At 39.6% G+C, this 18248-nt stretch carries 13 protein-coding genes; 4 read left to right on the top strand and 9 right to left on the bottom strand.

The genetic code is table 11. From position 1 onward, the window contains the following. Window positions 1-12: 12 nt before the first annotated feature. A complete protein-coding gene (locus tag ACT3CD_RS10825; protein ID WP_444645624.1) occupies window positions 13-1404 on the bottom strand; it encodes an alpha/beta hydrolase family protein in 1392 nt (463 codons plus the stop codon). Window positions 1405-2039: 635 nt separating this feature from the next. Between ACT3CD_RS10825 and ACT3CD_RS10820 the strand changes: the two genes are divergently transcribed. Genes ACT3CD_RS10820 through ACT3CD_RS10810 form a run of 3 tightly spaced genes read left to right on the top strand, consistent with a single transcriptional unit; the run spans window position 2040 to window position 3206 of the window. Continuing rightward, entirely contained in the window at window positions 2040-2612 is a 573-nt protein-coding gene (locus ACT3CD_RS10820) for a hypothetical protein (RefSeq protein ID WP_444645622.1), read from the top strand. Then, on the top strand, window positions 2599-2826 hold the full coding sequence (locus tag ACT3CD_RS10815; RefSeq protein WP_444645620.1) for a hypothetical protein: 228 nt from the start codon (window positions 2599-2601) through the stop codon (window positions 2824-2826). Before ACT3CD_RS10820 ends, ACT3CD_RS10815 begins: the two co-directional genes overlap by 14 nt. 2 nt (window positions 2827-2828) lie before the next feature. After that, on the top strand, window positions 2829-3206 hold the full coding sequence (locus ACT3CD_RS10810; protein WP_444645618.1) for a protein-export chaperone SecB: 378 nt from the start codon (window positions 2829-2831) through the stop codon (window positions 3204-3206). 747 nt (window positions 3207-3953) lie between these two features. On the opposite strand, the gene ACT3CD_RS10805 is transcribed toward ACT3CD_RS10810, so the two are convergent. From ACT3CD_RS10805 to ACT3CD_RS10770, 8 genes are all read right to left on the bottom strand, one after another. Next, complete coding sequence (locus tag ACT3CD_RS10805; RefSeq protein WP_444645616.1) at window positions 3954-4796, bottom strand: SDR family oxidoreductase; 843 nt, start codon at window positions 4794-4796, stop codon at window positions 3954-3956. A 257-nt stretch (window positions 4797-5053) separates the two neighbouring features. Continuing rightward, window positions 5054-5863, bottom strand: a complete 810-nt coding sequence (gene ygiD / locus ACT3CD_RS10800; protein ID WP_444645614.1) for a 4,5-DOPA dioxygenase extradiol — start codon at window positions 5861-5863, stop codon at window positions 5054-5056. 117 nt (window positions 5864-5980) lie between these two features. After that, entirely contained in the window at window positions 5981-6544 is a 564-nt protein-coding gene (locus ACT3CD_RS10795) for a YceI family protein (protein WP_444645612.1), read from the bottom strand. A gap of 217 nt (window positions 6545-6761) precedes the next feature. Beyond that, the gene (locus tag ACT3CD_RS10790) at window positions 6762-7337 is read right to left on the bottom strand and encodes a Crp/Fnr family transcriptional regulator (RefSeq protein ID WP_444645610.1); all 576 of its coding nucleotides are present in this window, start codon (window positions 7335-7337) and stop codon (window positions 6762-6764) included. A gap of 827 nt (window positions 7338-8164) precedes the next feature. Continuing rightward, window positions 8165-9157, bottom strand: a complete 993-nt coding sequence (locus ACT3CD_RS10785; protein ID WP_444645608.1) for a fatty acid desaturase — start codon at window positions 9155-9157, stop codon at window positions 8165-8167. A gap of 308 nt (window positions 9158-9465) precedes the next feature. Further along, window positions 9466-10680, bottom strand: coding sequence for an efflux RND transporter periplasmic adaptor subunit (locus tag ACT3CD_RS10780; protein WP_444645606.1), 1215 nt, complete (start codon window positions 10678-10680; stop codon window positions 9466-9468). After that, a complete protein-coding gene (locus ACT3CD_RS10775; RefSeq protein ID WP_444645604.1) occupies window positions 10680-15029 on the bottom strand; it encodes a CusA/CzcA family heavy metal efflux RND transporter in 4350 nt (1449 codons plus the stop codon). The genes ACT3CD_RS10780 and ACT3CD_RS10775 overlap by 1 nt, the downstream gene beginning before the upstream one ends. 1235 nt (window positions 15030-16264) lie before the next feature. After that, on the bottom strand, window positions 16265-17179 hold the full coding sequence (locus ACT3CD_RS10770; RefSeq protein WP_444645602.1) for a glycosyltransferase family 2 protein: 915 nt from the start codon (window positions 17177-17179) through the stop codon (window positions 16265-16267). A 521-nt stretch (window positions 17180-17700) separates the two neighbouring features. Here ACT3CD_RS10770 and ACT3CD_RS10765 point away from each other — a divergent pair. Further along, entirely contained in the window at window positions 17701-18207 is a 507-nt protein-coding gene (locus ACT3CD_RS10765; RefSeq protein ID WP_444645600.1) for a TlpA family protein disulfide reductase, read from the top strand. Window positions 18208-18248: the final 41 nt, after the last annotated feature.

Raw genomic sequence — 18248 nt, 5'->3', positions numbered from 1 at the left:
TTGGCAGGCGTTTTATTCCGTCTGTAATTTTATCCACATTGTCATTTCTTCCAGTGCTATTGGCGAAAAAGTTTGCTCAAGGGTGGCATATTCGAGTGGTGAGCCTGTTTTACATTCTTGAAACAAATGGTTTAGGTTTGGTAATTCCTTGATTGTAAATTCTTTATTACCTCCTTTTGTTAAAGCCTCTTTGATTGCTCCTAAATTTTCGTTTGGTGGTACTTGTAGATCTTTTTCGCCATTGAGTGCTAAAACAGGACATTTTACTTTTTCCAATGCCGGGGCCGGATCGTATTTGAGGAAGTATTGCATCCAGGGGGATGTGATTTGTTCGACTTGCTGTTGCACAAATTCATCATCGCTGATACCTTCCGGCTTTTGTTCTGCGGGACCGTCTTTTAATATTTGTTTAAGGTAGTTGGTAAGGTCACTGTTTAATTGATCAGGATTGGTTGATTTGGTTACAATTTCAAATGTTTTTTTATTGATGATTTCGTTTTTCTGTAAATCTTCATCGCTTATTCCAGTTGCTTTTCCGATTAGTTTTTGTTGCAATAGCAGTATTTGGTCTCCCTGAATTCCCGGGCCAGCCAATAAAACAATGAAAGCCACATTTTCAGATTGGCTGGCAACCATTGGTGCTATTAATCCGCCTTCGCTGTGACCAATCAGGCCAATTTTAGTCACTTCATTTCTTGTTTTTAAATAAGCAACCGCACTCTCCACATCCGTTGCAAAGTCGGCCGAAGTAGCAGATTTAAATGTGCCTTTTGATTGCCCAACGCCCCTGTCGTCATATCTTAAAACGCCAATTCCGTTTTTGGTTAAATAATCAGATATTACCAAAAAAGGTTTGTGTCCTAATAATTCTTCATCTCTATTTTGTGGGCCACTACCTGAAATTAGAATTACAACCGGGAAACGCCCTTTGTTTTGGGGTAGAGTTAATGTTCCTGATAGTGTGATGTCTGCTTTTGTATTTTTAAAAGTGACATCTTCACAGTAGTATGGATAAGGTTTTGTTGGCTCCTGTGGTCGTTTTACAACGGCTTTTTCAATGGCTTTGCCGGATAAATTCATCGGGAATTCCTGACCACCTTGCTTAAATGTTCCGATTATTTCGTTATCCTTTAATTCGCCGAGGTACTCAATTTTTGCGCTTGCAACTTCAAATTTAATCAGGTTATTCTCAAAAGTGGTACTTGTCACCGGTATGCCTTTAGCCCCTTGGTCGGGGCTATCCATTGTGGACTGATATCCATCATCGGTTTTTGATACATTAAAAACAACCCGTAATTGAATTCCCTGGACTTTTAAAAGTCCGTTCCATTGCCCTGTAATGTCCTGAGCTGTTAATGAAAATGAAGAAAACAATGTAATCAGTAAAATTAAGATGGTTTTCATATGTTTAAAATTTGTTTTTTAAGGTCATATGGAACTCGCCGGAATTAATCATCCCTCTGTGTGTGAAGCTATTCCCAAGGCTCGTTTCATCTGTCTATAATTTGTTTGTTAAGGTCACATGGAACTCATATGTTCAACTTCCTTTGGTGTTTTGGCTTTTTTGTAAGTCTGTTCGTCTTGAAGATTGAAAAAAGTGAGCGCCCTGTTGTAATAATCTATTTGAAAGTAAAGTAACAAAAAAAATGGGGCTTTATTGATGAGAAAAAAATATCACAAAGAAACACAAAGGTTCGCAAAGCGGAAAATGCATATGGAAAATTAATTATGTTAATGGCTGGCACATCGGTTTATACCTGTTCTCAGTGTAAAGGATGAAATGGATTGAGAAAAAAGGGAGTGTAATCGATTGTCGTGAAAGTGACGATGGTTAATCCACCAATGTTTTTGCATCCCATGTTGGTATTGGTTTGTTAAGCGTTAGTTGAAGTCTACTTAACGGGCGTTTATTCCCATTTTCCTTTGTGCAAAAGTTTTGATTGATAGCTTCTTGATTTAATATTTAAAGCTGTTTTTATTTTTTTAGGGGGGGGAGACAAATAATTTTTTTGTTATGTTTGTTTGAAATTTTATGAACAATGCAGCAATTTATAGGTTACCATGGAACTAGTGTAGCATCTGCCAGAAAGATAATTGACAATAATTATGAATTGTCTGTTGGTAATGATGAATGGTTAGGGAGTGGGGTTTATTTTTTCATAAAAGGAATTAGCTCCAAACCTGATGAACAAGCAAAAAAGTGGGCTATAGTTCAAGCGTGGAATAATTTTGAAAAAAAATACACATATAATCATTTTAGCGTATTGAGATCTGCGCTTAAAGTAGAGGATGATAATTTGCTTGACCTGACCTCCGAGGATGGCATTGTTGTTTTAGAATATTTAACTAAAGCTTTTGAGCGTGCAATTAAAAAGTCAGGAAAGAATATTATTTATTTGGATGGATTATTAATTAACTTAGCACGGAATGAAGGTATATTACCAGTTGATGTTGTAAAAGGAAATTTTTACATTAAGTTTGCAAGAGAAAGGAAGAAACAAATAAGATTGAGAACACCAAATTGTACAATTTGTACTGTATATGATCCAATAAAGAATATTGAAGGTACTAAAATTGTTAAGATAGGAGACGTGAAAAATGAAATTATCTAAAGATATAAAATCAAAAATCGACCATTTTTTTGAAAATATAACGCCAGAGGAATTGTATAATTTGGCAGTTACAAAATATGGTTTTAAGTCAGAGGATATTTTAGCCTTAGATGATCAACCTTTTTCTGTAATTAATAAATTATATTATGCTACTTCTAATGACGACTTAATTGATACTAATCAAGTTTCAGAAACATCTCCATTAGCTGCATAGATATGAAAATACAATTAGAGAATTGGAAAGTTCAAGAGTTGAGTCTTTCTGTTCTTAATGATGAGACCAGAAAGGAGAATTCTTTTAACTTGAACAGTGGTAATTTCTTCCCGGAAGAAGATAATAAGACCTTTGGTGTTGGCTTTACTGTTGAAATAAAAGATAAAAGGTTTAACCTAAGTATTGAGGCTACTTTTATTTTTTCATTAGAGGAAGAAGTCACGGAAGAGTTCAAAGTTTCTAATTTCCCTAAAATTAATGCACCTGCGATTGCCTTTCCCTATTTAAGGGCGTACATATCAAATTTAACTCTACAATCTGGATTTGATCCCATAATTTTACCTTCAATAAATTTCGTAAAACTGTCAAAAGAAGATTAGTTTTTGCCCTAATCGGGTTTCTTACGAGCAGAAAATGAGCATAGAAAATTAATTATGTTGATGGCTGGTGCTTCGTTTTAGGCCTGTTCTCAGTGTGAAAAATGAAATGGATTGAGATTATGCCTTTCAGTGTCTTCTTTGTGTACCTCTGTGTTACAAACCTGGGGCTCATTTTGTCCCTGATTTAGTGCTTTTGCCCCACTGTTTTGAAGCACTGATTTCATAAGATTTTTTTTCTAAGCAGTTTTTGGGCCCCTCTGGAAGCTCCTGTTCATAAGCTTTCCATGAGGGTGTAAAAAGGAGCGGTCCTCTTACCCAAAAGGAGCGGCCCTTTTACCCAAAAGGAGCGGTCCTTTTACCTGAAAGGAGCAGTCCTTTTTACCGAAAGGAGCAAGGCTCTTTTTCAGGACACTCAAAACGTGACTGAAATTTGTTCTCAACCAGCTAAAAGAAACTGTTGTTTTGTGGCTTGATTTGTTAACACGGATTTCTGAAATGGGTGTTTCAAAGTTTGCTTTTATTGTTTTGGGGAAGTAATAAAAAAGCAATCGTCAGAATGACTTAAAATGCAGAAATAGATCGATTTTTATTCTAATTGACCGGAAGGATGTGGCATCTTTTTAGTAAATACTTCCGATGGCATAATTACTTTCATGGATATTTCAAGGCGGGTTTCAGAACTGAAATTGCCTGTCTTTACAAAACTGGAATAGAGTTTATGGCGTAAAGACAGGCAATTTTTCTTTATTATAATACTTCTTTAACAGAGTCGGATAATGAGGTTGTTGGTCTGCCTATCAATTTTGAAAGTTGGTGGGCGTCGTCGAACAAATCGCCTTTTGAAGCACTGATGTCCCAACTTGCGATTGCTGCTGCAAAATCCTTTGGGATATCAAAGCTTGTAAGTATTTTGACATACTCTGATTCCGTTAAATTTCTATAAGGGATATTTTTACCCGTCTGGCTAGAAATTTCAGCCGCCAGGTCGCTCAGTGTGTAAGATTGGTCACCGGCTAATTCGTAAACTTTCCCTTTATGGTTTTCGTCGGTTAACACCGCTGCTGCTGCCGCGGCATAATCGGCTCTGGCTGCTGATGCTATTTTTCCATTACCGGCGCTTCCAATAAATGCACCGCCGGCAATGGCACCTTCAATCGACGCAGTGTAATTTTCGGTGTACCAACCATTTCTAAGTATTGTATAGTCAATGCCAGACTCTTTCAACGCTTTTTCGGTGACCAGATGTTCGCCGGCAAGATTTAATGTTGATGTATCGGCGTGCAATAGACTGGTATAAACAATCCATTTTACGCCCGCTTTTTTGGCGGCTTCAATTACATTTGAATGCTGAGCGGCGCGTTGGCCAATTTCGTTACCCGATATAAGTAATAAATGATCGATACCGGCCAGAGCGTCAGCTAATTCATTGCTTCTGGTATAATCAAAAGCGCGGACTTCTACGCCTGATTTTGAAGCTTTTTGCGGGTTTCTGACTAATGCAACAATATTATCGCTGGAAATATTTTTCTTTAATTCAATTACAACCAAACGGCCTAACTGGCCTGTGGCTCCTGTTACTGCTATTTTCATATGATTATATTTTGTTTTTCAGTTGCCATATGAAACTCGCCGGAATAATCATTCACCTGTGTGAGCATTCCTTTATCATGGCTCGTTTCATCTGTTTCAATTTTAATGTTTAGTACCAAATGACGCTTCATGTAATAATTGTCTCTTTGTGTGGGAACTTTTATCAGGGAGGTTTCATTTGATCATTGTTTTTTTATTGGTCTGCCAAATGTATTTCTATAAGTTGTAGAAAAGCATCTGTTCAGACAATTGTAATTTTAGCCTATTTTAACGGATGTCATTGACAAAGAGCCTCCAATGGGCTGGTTATTAAATAGGCTGATGTCGTCTTTTGCATCCTTAAGTGCCAGAGCATAAAGCAATGGCAAATAATGTTCGGGCGTGGGAATGGCTAATTGAAAAGCTTTACCTTGCTTTGAAAAGTCGATTAAGCTTTGATGATCACCATTCAATATGTATTCATTTATTTTGGTGTTAGCCTCTTGAGCCCAGTCAAAAGCAAAATTTTCGTTTATTCTGCGCCAGTCTACCATTTGTAAATTGTGTATTAAATTGCCACTACCAACAATCAGGACGCCTTTGTGTCGAAGCATACTTAGCTCTTTTGCTAAAGCGTAGTGTTCGGCCGGATTTTTACGATAATCAATACTGAGTTCGATTACCGGCACATTGGCTTTAGGATACATGTGACGAATAACGCTCCATGCCCCATGGTCGAGGCCCCAATTATCATCCAGCCGCACTTCGGCACTTTTTATCAATTGTTGCGTTTCAGCGGCCAGGTTGGGGTCGCCCGGTGCCGGGTATTGCACTTCATAAAGTGCCTGTGGAAATCCGCCAAAATCATGAATGGTTGGCGGATTTGGCATGGCAGTTATTTTGGTCCCGGCAGTTTCCCAATGCGCTGAGACGACTAAAATGGCCCTGGGCATTTTTATTTGCGACGATACGTTCCTGAATCCTTGTACAAATTCATTTTCTTCAATGGCATTCATTGGACTTCCATGCCCTATAAAAAGGACGGGCATTTTAGAGCTATTCGAAAACGATTCTGTTATTTTTTTCATATGATTATATTTTGTCTCTCAGTTGTCATATGGAACTCGCCGGAATTAATCATCCCTCTGTGTGCGAACCAATTTCTCATGGCTCTTTTCATTTTAAAATGAGATGATTGCTCTTTGTTAAATAACAATTTGTATGTCAAGAATAAATATGTTATCAATAGCCTTGTCACCCAGATTGTCAAAGAATGAATTGGAGCCATAGCGAACATCAAACTTAGAACGGTCAATCTTTAATTGCGCTGCGTATTTATTGTCTTTTTTGAAAACATCAAATGTGATGGGTTCTGATTTCCCCTTAATGGTTATGGTTCCGGATACTTTGGCTTTCCCGTTTTCAAATTTGCTTGCTTTACTGACTACAAAAGTCGCTGTCGGAAAATTTTCAACACCAAAGAAATCGTCCGATTTCAGGTGACCAACCAATTTCTGATTGTAGCCTTCATCCTCAACATCGTTATTTGTGATGGTATTCATATCCATAACGACTTTTCCGCCCACAATATCACCCTCTCTTAATTCAAAATATCCATTTTTAATTTGAATCTCTCCGTTGTGCGAACCTCCAATTTTATTGCCTGTCCATTTAACAACCGACTCGTTTACTTTTATTTCACTTTTTTGTGCAAAAGTGGATAATGTACCTGCTATCAAAAGCATTCCTAATAATTTTACTGTTTTCATAAGATTCTAATTTGTTTGTTTTAGCCACATGGAACCCGCCACTGAAATGACCCTCCTTTGTGAGAAATCCATCTCATGCTCGTTTCATATCGCAAAAAATTAATTGGTTTTAATTAATTATTACAATACAAAGGTAACGTGACAAGGGGGGCCGAACACTTGACCTATGGTAAGAAATGAAATTGATGTAGGTTAACCGAAGCGAATAAAGTGGGTGCTATCGGCGCTTTCGGATACGGCTTAAGCTTTCAGGTGTAATTCCCAGATAAGAAGCAATATAGGCTAATGGCACCCGTTGAAACATGTCCGGATGTTCTTTCAGCATGTTATTATAACGATCCATTGCCGTTTCCCACATGGTTGCATTTAAGCGCTTTAGCGCGTTAATGTATGCTTTTTGAAAAAGTATGCGAAAATATCTTTCTAATTTGGGAACTTCAGTATATAGCTGTTCCATTCGCTCAAACGAGATACGTAACATTTGTGTATCTTCTATTGCTTCAATATTGTATTTTGATGGTTTTTGAGTAAAAAAGCTTTCCAAATCACTAATCCAGTTGTTGTCCATTCTGATTTGGTAGATGTGTTCGACCCCTTTTGAATCGATATAAAAAGAGCGTAAGCAACCTTTGGTAATAAAATAGATGTATTTGCATGTATCTCCTGCAACAAGAAGATCTTTCTTTTTTTTGACAGATGCCGATTCGAATGAACTTAAAATAACTGGTTCATCCTTATCTGTTATATCCGACCATTTTTTAAAATAATATAGTAATTTATTGTCATCAGGCATTTTAATTCGCTTTGATAAAACAGAAATACAAATTTAAGGAAAAGAGACACATCTTCTCCTGATGTATGGTGCCTAATTAGTGTTTGTCTATAAAGTCAACTTCTGCGTTACGCTTGTCATAAAAACAGTCATTTACGAAAAGTAAACTCCTTGATTTTTATGACTTCGCAAGCCTTGAATTTGAACTTTATATTTTAAACACTTAGTTTATGGACAGACTCTAATTAGTGTTTGTCTATAAAGTCAACTTCTGCGTTACGCTTGTCATAAAAACAGTCATTTACGAAAAGTAAACGCCTTGATTTTTATGACTTCGTAAGCCTTGAATTTGAACTTTATATTTTAAACACTTAGTTTATGGACAGGCACTAATTAGTGTTTGTCTGTAAAGAGAACTACTTTGTTATGCTTGCTTTTAAAATGGGTATTTGCATCAGTAAATTTATATTTTTCAGGTTTCGAAAGCCTCAAAAATGAAGTTTTTTATCTGCCGTCGGATTCTTCAGGCACGAAATAAATTTTAACAGCGAGACCTCTTTGCAAACAGCAAATAATCGACAGAACTTTTTTAAATATTATTATCCTGCCAATTTGCGGGATTGTTTATAATATATTTTTAATTCGTTGAAATGATTTATTATTACGGCTGATATGGTCATGGAATCGCGGTTATCAGGCGAAAACAGAATTTATTTTACGGGCATCGACGGTAACACCCGTTTTAAAACTACGAATAATTGATATCAAATTTGTTATTGAATTTATTGTTTGTGTATCGGTAATGATAGAGACGCAATTCATTGCGTCTCTATCCATTTTTGTGTGAATCACGACAAAGCCTCCTTAAAACTCACCAGTTTTTGTTTTTCTTCATCCCAAAGGCTGTATTTTGCTGCTCGCAGACTCTCCATGAAAGTCATGGGCTTTTTTTGAAACAGAGGATTTTCTTTGTAACATTTTTCCAAATTGTAATTGGGTACTTTGGGACTTAAATGATGGATGTGATGAAACCCGATGTTACCCGAGAACCATTGTAATATGGCGGGAAATTTTACAAATGAGCTGCCATCCATCGCAATGGTGGTATAATCCCAGTTTGTGGTGCGTTCCCACATCACGTCTTCAAATTGGTGCTGCAAATAGAACAACCAAACCCCGAACGCTGAAGCAAAATACAATACGGGAATCTGTATCAGAACATACGTTTTTAAGCCGATCATGAAGGATATGATGGTGATGGCTGCAATGATTGATACGGTTGTTATGTGAGAGTATAGATTAATCTTTTTGGATAGCTTTTTGTCCGGGAAACGGAAAAATATGGCAAAGAGAAAAAATGGGGCAATTAGAAACAGGATAATAGGATTACGATAGAGACGATAAAAAAGTCGTTGTCTTTTTGTACTGTTTTTGTACTCTTTTACCGTCAGTATTTTAATGTCACCCATTCCACGTTTGTCAAGGTCGCCAACGGTTTTGTGATGCACCATGTGCTGATAGTGCCATTTGTGGTATGGCGTAAATACCAGTGCGCCGGCAATGATTCCTACTATCTTATTTAAGCGGCGTGATTTAAAAAAGGAGTTATGCCCGCAGTCGTGAAAGATGATAAAAATACGAACCAAAAAACCCGCTGCAAGGACTGATAATGCAAGGGTGATTAAATATGAATAACGGAGCGAATAAACCATTATTACCCAAAGAATCACGTAGGGGACAAAAGAATTTATTACCTGCCACCAGCTTTTAGCAATGCTGGGTCGGGTGTATGGCTTAATAATATTAATCCAGTTTGACCATTCGTTGTTTTGAGCTTCCATTTTATCTTAATTTTAAAGTGCTAATACAAAAATAATTATCGCTGTGCATAAAAGCAATAATTAAAAGTCCGGCTTCGGTGTTACGCCTTGGGATTTTGCAAGTCTTGAATCAGAACATATTTATTACATACCTGAGTTGTCTTGCAAGTACTAACTGGGTGTTTAATAAATTGTTATGTTTTAATAGTCAATTTAAGTCAAGACCTGATTGTCAGTCACACAGGTAAAGTTGGCAGGAAAGGGGACTCTTTTCCTGCCAGCTTATAGTAAAACAAAGAATGAAATGGTTTAGTTTCGTATTTTGAAAATTAATGTTCGTGTTCGGTTTCTTCTTTTTTCATGTCAGCCAGTAAATAATAGGCCGCATTGAGAACTATTTGCGTGTTTTCGGGCAATGGGGTGATGAGGTTTATTTCAGTGTAGCCGTCGTCTTTGATGCCGGGTATTACTTCAACCATTTTATAGGCCAAGGGGTTGTTGCTGTCGGCCTCACGGTCTGTTTCATCGTGTTCATGATGCGTCACCGCTTCAGGGTCAGACGTGAAAATATATGATTTGATTCCTTCCGTGACAATGGCATCGTTTGGAAGTGTGCGGGTATATTTTTCGTCGGTATGTATATGACCGGACAGGTACATGCCAGGAATAAGACCCGGGACATTTTTATCGATTTTGGCGTGAACATGAACCGCTCTCAGGTTGGCGTCGAATTCTTTGCCGATGGCAAAAATGGTCGCCAACAGTTCTTCTTCGGGACGGTTGGCCACTGTAAAATGAATTTTCTGGCCCACACTGAGTAAATGGACGTCCTTTTCGTAAACCATAAAATCGGCATGAATGGCACTGTTGTCCGACACCGCAAATAGCTTGTCTTTGGCATCAACATAAGTGCCCAACTTAATATTCACCTCACTGACAAATCCGTTTAGTGGCGAATAGATGGGTATGGTGCTTGAAATTTTACCTGCCATCACGTTGTCGGGCGAGATATTTAACAGCTCCAGGCGCGATTTTAACCCTTCGTATTTAGTCTTTGCAATATTGTACTCCATCCGGGCCTGTTGGAAGTCGCGTCCGGCGCCCACATTGTTGTCGAACAACTCTTTTTGTCGTTCATATTCCTGTTTTAAAAAATCAAGTCGATTGGCTGTTTCTGAAAATTGTTCCTGTAATGTGATGTAATCAGGATGTTCGAGAAGTGCCAGTTGCTGGCCTTTACGCACTTTGTCGCCGTGAAATACGTCTATTTCTTTTACATTTCCACCTATAACGGCGGTGATGTCGGCTTTGTCTGACGGTGCAACCACCAGCTGTCCGTTCGATTTTACCACCGTTGTCAGGTTGCGCATTTCAAAAGTGCCTGTTTTTAATTTCAGGGCGTCACGCTGCTGTTGGTTTAAGATGACGACTCCTTCTTCGTCGTGGTGGTGCTGTTCTTCATTATGGTTGTTGTCTTGTTTGTTGTTGCATGCCATTAACGTTGCGATGGCTATAATTGCTATTCCTGTTTTTGTAGGTCTCATTATTTAGTGTTTTTACCGGTTAGAAATTGGAGCTGTGCCGACAATTCAAAATATTCGGCCTGCTGTGTTAAAAAATCTTGTTTTGTGCGAATGGCAGCTTCTGTATTCTGAATAAACTGAACATAGTCGATATCGCCCAGACGGTAGGCCAGTTGTGCCGTTTTGATCTGTTCATCGGCCAGAGGCAAGGCCTCCGTCTGATAATAGTCGATGACTTGTTGTAAGGTTATGTATCGGCTCATTTGTTGATAGTATTCCGCTCTTAATTTCAGCTTTTTTTGCTGGTACTGCTGGTGGGCGATCTGGAATTCCATTTTGGATGCCTTTATTTCGCCCGATTGAGAGAAGAATAACAAAGGAACCGATATGCCGGCTTCCCAGCCATAATATCCCGACAGACCATCAATTGATTGTAATTTATAACCCAGATTTATTTTGGGTAGTAATCCGGCTTTCTCTGCTTTCCATGTTTTTTCTGCTACATCAGTTTCGGTTAAGTAGTAGTCAATTAAAGGGCTTTTGTTTAAAGAATCGGCTTGTGACACCAGCTTAAAAGTATCGTGCCCCAAATGCTGTATGTCGACATCCACAACTTCGGGGTAAAGCAGATATTGGTTTAGTTGATGTAATGCGGCCCAATAGTTGCTCTCGGCCTTTTTAACATTGACCTGCATTTCCGTGTGTTTTGCCGAAGCCGACAGATATTCAATTTTGGAGCTGGCTTCTGTTTTGTACCTCAGCTGGGCGGCTTTCTGAAAATCGTTGTACAAGGTGTTGAGTTCTTTCAGAAGCTGGTATTGTTGTTTGGCCAGTGCCGCATTGTACCAGGCTATACTCACGTTGCGACTTAAAGCCAGTTGGGTTATGTTTTGGGCCGCAAGGGCTTGTTTTGTACGCGATTTTGCCAGGTTGCTTTTGGCCGGAATGGCGAAGAGGTCAATCTCGGACTGGGCAATTGCAATTTTGTTTTGGATGCCCGGAGCGCCGTTGCCCACTTCTTCTTTGCCGGTGTTTACCGAGGTGGTACCCAGGTCATAAGCCGTGGCCTTTAGCGCCTTCTGTTTTCTCACTTCCAGTTCAGCCGATTTTATGGACGGATAATTATCTATGGCCCGTTCAATGGCTTGCGGTAGTGTTACCGATGAATTTTGGGCATTGGCATTACCGGAAAGTCCGACGCCTGCTGTTATTAATAGCAATGGAAGCGCATTTGTCAATGGTCGGAACGATGCGGGTTTGTTTGTTGCCGATTCCACAAATTTATATAAAATAGGCAGCACAATAAGGGTCAATAGTGTGGATGTGAGCATTCCGCCAATGACTACTGTGGCTAATGGCCGCTGAACTTCGGCGCCTGCCGATGTCGATATTGCCATGGGTAAAAAGCCGAGTATGTCGGTTGAGGCGGTTAATAAAATGGGGCGGATACGTCTGATAGACCCTTTTTTGATGATGTCGGAAAGGGACCATCTGCCTTCGGCTTTTAGTTCATTGAACCCGCTAATTAACACCAGTCCATTGAGTACCGCTACCCCGAATAAAACGATGAAACCAACACCGGCAGAAATGCTAAGGGGCATACCCCGCACGTAAAGAGAAAACAGTCCGCCTACAGCGGCAAACGGAACAGCCACATAAATCATGAGGGTCTGTTTAAACGATTTTATGGCGAAAAAGACCAGCATAAAAATGAGGGCGAGTGCCAGCGGAACAACAAGCGACAACCGTTTTGAAGCTCTTTCGAGGTTCTCAAAAGCGCCACCGTAGCGAATGTAATAACCAACGGGCAGATCGAGCTTTTCTTCCAGCGTTGTTTCAATTTCGGCCACCAGCGATTTTATATCTCTGCCTTCAACATTAATCCCGACATAGGTTCGTCGGTTGGTATTGTCGCGGCTGATTTGCATGGGGCCCGGCTGATAATTAATTTCAGCCACTTCTTCCAGCGGTATTTGTTGGCCGTCGGGTAAGCTTACAAACAGATTTTTTATGTTGTCGATGTCTTGACGATGAGTCTCATCCAGCCGTACCACCAGGTCGAACATCTGTTCTCCTTCGTAAATACGTCCGGCTACGCCACCACTAAAAGCGGTCTCGATGATGGTGTTGAGGTCTTTTATTTTCAGGTTGTAACGCCCCAGTTTATTGCGGTTGTAATGAACGGTGATTTGAGGAAGCCCTTTGGTTGCTTCAGCTTTTACACCTGCCACACCCTCAATACCGGAAACCAGCTGTGCTATTTCCTGTGCTTTGTCGGCCAGCATATCCAAGTCATCACCGTACAGTTTCACTGCAACATCTTCCCGAATGCCGGTTAACAATTCGTTGAAACGCATTTCAACCGGTTGACTGAATTCAAAATTGACACCTGGCACGACACTGACTTTTTCTCTGACTTTATTGATCAGGTCTTCTTTTGAGCGTGCTTTTGTCCATTGATTTTCAGGTTTTAATATCACAAATATATCTGCTATATCAATGGGCATCGGGTCCATGGGTAAGTCGGCAACGCCAATTCTGCTTTGAATGCTTTCCACTTCATCCGGGAAGTTCTCCAATACGATTTGTTCCAGACGGGTGGATGTTTTTGTGACTTCGGTTAACGAAGTTCCCGGTTTCAAAAAGGCCTGAAAAGCAAAGTCGCCTTCATCAAGGGTCGGTATAAATTCGGCGCCCATCCGTGTGAATATTAATCCGCTGGATAACAACAACACAAAGGCGATACTTAATACTATCCAGCTTTTCCTGAGCGACCAGCTGATTATGGGGGCATAGCTTTTTTCGAGTCTGGCAATGATTTTATCGCCCCACGTTTTTTTATCATTTTTGGGTGGTTGCAGGAACCTGGCTGCCATCATAGGTATGTAAGTGAGGCATAACAGAACCACGCCTAAAACGGCGAAGCCAAATGTCATGGCCATCGGGATGAACATTTTACCTTCAATTCCCTGAAGGGCTAAAACCGGAATGAAGACGATTAAAATGATAAGCTGTCCAAAAAATGCCGGGTTCATCATTTTACTGGCAGCCGTACCGGCAATTTTATCGCGTAGTGCCTGGTCGGGCTTTGTGCCGATGAGGTTTTTACTATGAAGCTGAAAAATCATACTTTCGACGATTATGACCGCTCCATCAACCAGAATTCCGAAATCGAGCGCACCCATACTCATCAGGTTGGCCCACACGCCAAACAAGTTCATCATGATAAAAGCAAAAAGCAAAGCCAGAGGAATGGTGGATGCCACAATTAAACCACCTCTTAAATTGCCCAGGAATAAAACCAGTACGAAGATGACGATGAGGGCACCCAGCGAAAGGTTTTCGGCTACCGTGGAGGTGGTGCTTTTGATTAGTTTACTGCGGTCGAGAAATGGCTTTATGACAACCCCTTCGGGCAGGGATTTCTGAATTAAAGCCATTCGTTCTTTTACATTTTTAATGATGTTATTGGAATTTTCGCCTTTAAGCATCATCACAATACCGCCTACGGCTTCTCCTTTTCCATCTTTGGTAAATGCACCATAGCGCAGGAAGTTACCGAATTTTACCTCGGCGATGTCTCTGATAAAGATGGGGTGATCTGCCTTGTTTGCCACCATCGTGTTTTTAATGTCAGCCATCGATCTCATTAATCCTTCGCCTCTGATAAAGTTGGCCTGGAAGTTTTTTTCAATATAGGCGCCACCGGTGTTTTGGTTATTGTCTTCAAGTGCTTCAAAGACATCGGAGATGGTCAGGCCCATGCTTCGGAGTTTGTCGGGATTGATGGCTACTTCGTATTGTTTGTTGCGGCCACCGAAAGAGTTAACCTCCACAACGCCGGGTAACATGGCCATTTGTCGTTTAACGATCCATTCCTGCATGCTGCGGAGGGCCATATCGTCATAGGTCGATTCATACCCGGGTTGCACCTCCAGAGTGTATTGATATATCTCACCCAATCCGGTGCTGATAGGGGCCATAAACGGATCCCCAAATCCTTCGGGTATTTTCTCTTTGACCTCGGCCAATGCTTCGCTTACCAATTGGCGGGGCAGGTAGGTGCCGGCGCTTTCTTTAAAGACAATGGTTACAACTGAGAGCCCAAATCTTGAGACGCTTCGTATTTCAGTCACATCGGGAAGATTGGCTACTGCCAGCTCTACCTGGTAGGTTACAAATTGCTCAATGTCTTCAGTTCCCAGGTTGGGCGCTGTTGTTATGACTAAAACCTGATTATTGGTGATGTCGGGCGTGGCATCGAGCGGTACTTTGGTCATGGAATACAGGCCGCCCATTATAAGGCCTATAACCATCAGCCCTATGAGGACTTTGTTTTTTATTGAAAATGATATGATACGATTAATCATCAGATGTTTCGTTTTAGATAAGTTTTGTTAGTTAGTGTGTGCCTATAAAGGCAACGATATTGTTATACTTGCCATAAAAACAGTTATTTACGAAAAGTAAATGCTTTGATTTTTATGACATCGCAAGCCTTGTATTTGAATTTTAGATTTCAAATACATCGCTTATGGACAGACTACTAAGTTGTGTCTGTAAAGACAATGGTTTTGTTATACCGGCCATAAACACAGTTGCTTACGAAAAGTAAGTGCTTTGATTTTTGTGATATCGCAAGCCTTGTATTTGAATTTTGCTTTTCAAACACTTAGTTTATAGACAGGCTCTAACTAAAGAAATTAACGATTTCCGAAAAAATATTTCCAGGGATGAAAACCGGAAGAAATATCAGGCTGCAACAGGAGGAGCCCTTAAGGAAGAGCTGGTGCAGAATAATTGTTTTTGCAGAATAAGCTTGATACAACAAGTCCTGTAGAAAGCATTTATTTCGACAGACGTCTTTGGATTTGTTGCAATGGCGAAAAGATCAAAATGAAAATCAAATTCAAAAGGCGCGAGCTTAACGGGAATATTTGTTCTCTCAAAAATCAGAAGATTAAAAGCATGACAGTGCGTATTCTGATTTTCGTTGTGCTTGTCTGTATGGGGATTTGGGCATGCCGGGGATCCCGGATGTGCTTCTATACAAAAATGATGGTGGTGCGGAATAACGGCATGAGTCAATATAATTAACCCTGCAAACAGAATCAGAAATTCACTTATATGTTTGCCTTTAAATACCAATCTGTTTGATGTTTAGTTATTAATTATGACAACAAATATACTTTAAAAATAGTTGGCTTCCGGGTTGTAATGTCGTTTCTTTTGCTGGAAAAGCTCAATTTTTGCATGATGCTTGTCCTGTAAACAGTTATTTACTAAAGGTAAACTTCTTGATTTTTATGACTTCGAAAGCCTTGAATCTGAACTTTATAGTTCAAATATTTAAAGTTTATGAACAGTCGTCAGGTAATGTCCAATGGTTGTCATCAGTAATGTCCAATGGTTGTCCTCAGTAATGTCCAACGGTTGTCCTCAGTAATGTCCAACGGTTGTCCTCAGTAATGTCCAATGGTTGTCCTCAGTAATGTCCAACGGTTGTCCTCAGTAATGTTCAACGGTTGTCCAAAGTCGTAGTTTATGGACAGGCACTAAATAGTGGGGCGTATTGCCAAATGGAACTCGTCAAAATTAATTAAGCTTATGTGTGTGAAGCAATTGTTTTAGCTTGTTTCATGTATGTGGTGAGGGTTCCCAGTTTGTAAAAATCAAAGAGATACAGATTTACATAGCCATTGAGCAACGTGTATTTTATAATGGGTTTCGTCAGGATAAACAGAGCTTTAATCAAATTCCGGATGTTGTATAATTTGTAATAAACCCTCAGTAGCGTAATGTCCTCAATGAGGCTTTTGTCATAATTAACCATTTTAAGTATGTGGGTCAGATTAAGTATCGCATTTTCCGTTTGAGAAATATATTTATCGTTATTCTCCAGATCTCCATTAACCACCGGGTTGTCAATGTGGATGATGCCGATGCCTCGTTTTTTTAATTCAAAACCGAATAACGTGTCTTCATGGCCATATCCCTTAAGCCTTTCATCGAAAGGTGTTGTCTCTAATATTTTTTTATGAATGACGAAGTTATTGGTCATGAATGATCGATAAGGATTTTTCTGTCGTTCGACGTAAGTCTTACTTTCTTTATGAATGCCGTATTGCCATCTCAGAATCTGATGTTTAGGTGGCGGTAACACCGGGTATTCGCGGCCACCGCAAATCAATTGATTGGGGTGTTGTTTCAAAGCATCAATATATTTATCCAAAAAATCATCAGAAGTAATAACGACGTCACAATCCAGAAACAGAAGATGGTCATATCTGGCATATTTTAGGAACTGATTTCTGATGGCTGCCCTTCCGATGTTTTTTCCCAGTCTGATATAGGTCGTTTTTGCGCTAACACTTTCATTTATGGTTTTATAACTATTTTCTGAACAGTCGTCAATCAGAATGATTTCGCAAGGAACATTGGCCTTTTCTGATAAAGAAGAGAGTTTTTTTATAAGATCAACGATGATATAGTTATAAACTGGAATACAAATAGAAATCATGGTTACTTACGGTCTTGTTACTCGGTTTTTAAATCGTCTTCGTTTGTCTGTTGTGTCAGCAAGAAAACACCATGTTCCCGATTCACTCACTATCAACGTCGAAGGATGACTAAGTTATGGAAAAATTGTGTTTGTAGCACCTTTTGTCTGTTTAATTCAATGGTCTGAAATGTTTAAATTGTTGGCCTGCAATAATATCTCTTTTTTACTGTTTGGCAGCACTGTTTTCTTCTGCGGGGAATTGGTGAAGGGTGTTTTAACTTTGGACACACTTCGAAAAGTCGGTTAATTCGTGTTTATCTATAAAGTCCAGCGACTTTATTTTTTTGCCATAAAAACAGTCATTTACGAAACGTAAACGTTTTGATTTTAATATTTCAAACACATGGTTTATGACCAGGCTTTGGTTTGAGATGCGGTTATTCGTATTCAGTGTCTTTGGAATTGTTATTTTAATAAGCTGACTTTTTGGAGTTGACTTGGATTTATGTTTTATTTGAACACCAATTATTCGATGCGCTATGATTAGATATTTTTTTGTTGTTTTGTTTTTAGGTCTTTTATCGGGGTCATTGATGGGCCAGAACGATGATGTTGTGTTGAAGGGCCAGATGGTGCCTGATTTTGAGATCTCCGGTACTGAAGGAACGTCCCAATCTATTTCTGATTATAAAGGGAAAGTTGTGTTGATTAATTTTTTTGCCACGTGGTGCGGCCCTTGTAAGCAGGAAATGCCTTTGCTGCAAAATGAAGTGTGGGCGAAATATAAAGACCGCACTGACTTTCGTCTTTTGTCTTTTGGGCGTGGTCATTCAGCCGATGAGGTGCTTAAGTTTAAAGCGGCCAATGCACTTGGCTTTGAAATGTATCCCGATGCGGATAAAAGCATTTATAATAAATTTGCGCTTAACTACATACCACGTAATTACATTGTTGATGGCGATGGAAAAGTGGTATACGCTTCAGTGGGTTTTAGCCGCGAGGAATTTGACGAAATGTTGAAGGTGTTGAATCAATTACTGAATTAGTGTTTTTGCTTGCAGTGGGCTGTTTTAGTCCGTTGCTGACA

This window comes from Geofilum sp. OHC36d9 (assembly GCF_052400685.1).
Classification (GTDB): Bacteria; Bacteroidota; Bacteroidia; order Bacteroidales; family Marinilabiliaceae; genus CAZHHH01.
Note: the sequence above shows the minus strand (reverse complement) of the source record. Positions and strands in the feature narration are given on the sequence as shown.

Bases quoted from the DNA above. Each gene is read 5' to 3' on its own strand.
- ACT3CD_RS10825 (WP_444645624.1), bottom strand. From the start codon at position 1,404: ATGAAAACCATCTTAATTTTACTGATTACATTGTTTTCTTCATTTTCA.
- ACT3CD_RS10820 (WP_444645622.1), top strand. From the start codon at position 2,040: ATGCAGCAATTTATAGGTTACCATGGAACTAGTGTAGCATCTGCCAGA.
- ACT3CD_RS10815 (WP_444645620.1), top strand. From the start codon at position 2,599: ATGAAATTATCTAAAGATATAAAATCAAAAATCGACCATTTTTTTGAA.
- ACT3CD_RS10810 (WP_444645618.1), top strand. From the start codon at position 2,829: ATGAAAATACAATTAGAGAATTGGAAAGTTCAAGAGTTGAGTCTTTCT.
- ACT3CD_RS10805 (WP_444645616.1), bottom strand. From the start codon at position 4,796: ATGAAAATAGCAGTAACAGGAGCCACAGGCCAGTTAGGCCGTTTGGTT.
- ygiD (WP_444645614.1), bottom strand. From the start codon at position 5,863: ATGAAAAAAATAACAGAATCGTTTTCGAATAGCTCTAAAATGCCCGTC.
- ACT3CD_RS10795 (WP_444645612.1), bottom strand. From the start codon at position 6,544: ATGAAAACAGTAAAATTATTAGGAATGCTTTTGATAGCAGGTACATTA.
- ACT3CD_RS10790 (WP_444645610.1), bottom strand. From the start codon at position 7,337: ATGCCTGATGACAATAAATTACTATATTATTTTAAAAAATGGTCGGAT.
- ACT3CD_RS10785 (WP_444645608.1), bottom strand. From the start codon at position 9,157: ATGGAAGCTCAAAACAACGAATGGTCAAACTGGATTAATATTATTAAG.
- ACT3CD_RS10780 (WP_444645606.1), bottom strand. From the start codon at position 10,680: ATGAGACCTACAAAAACAGGAATAGCAATTATAGCCATCGCAACGTTA.
- ACT3CD_RS10775 (WP_444645604.1), bottom strand. From the start codon at position 15,029: ATGATTAATCGTATCATATCATTTTCAATAAAAAACAAAGTCCTCATA.
- ACT3CD_RS10770 (WP_444645602.1), bottom strand. From the start codon at position 17,179: ATGATTTCTATTTGTATTCCAGTTTATAACTATATCATCGTTGATCTT.
- ACT3CD_RS10765 (WP_444645600.1), top strand. From the start codon at position 17,701: ATGATTAGATATTTTTTTGTTGTTTTGTTTTTAGGTCTTTTATCGGGG.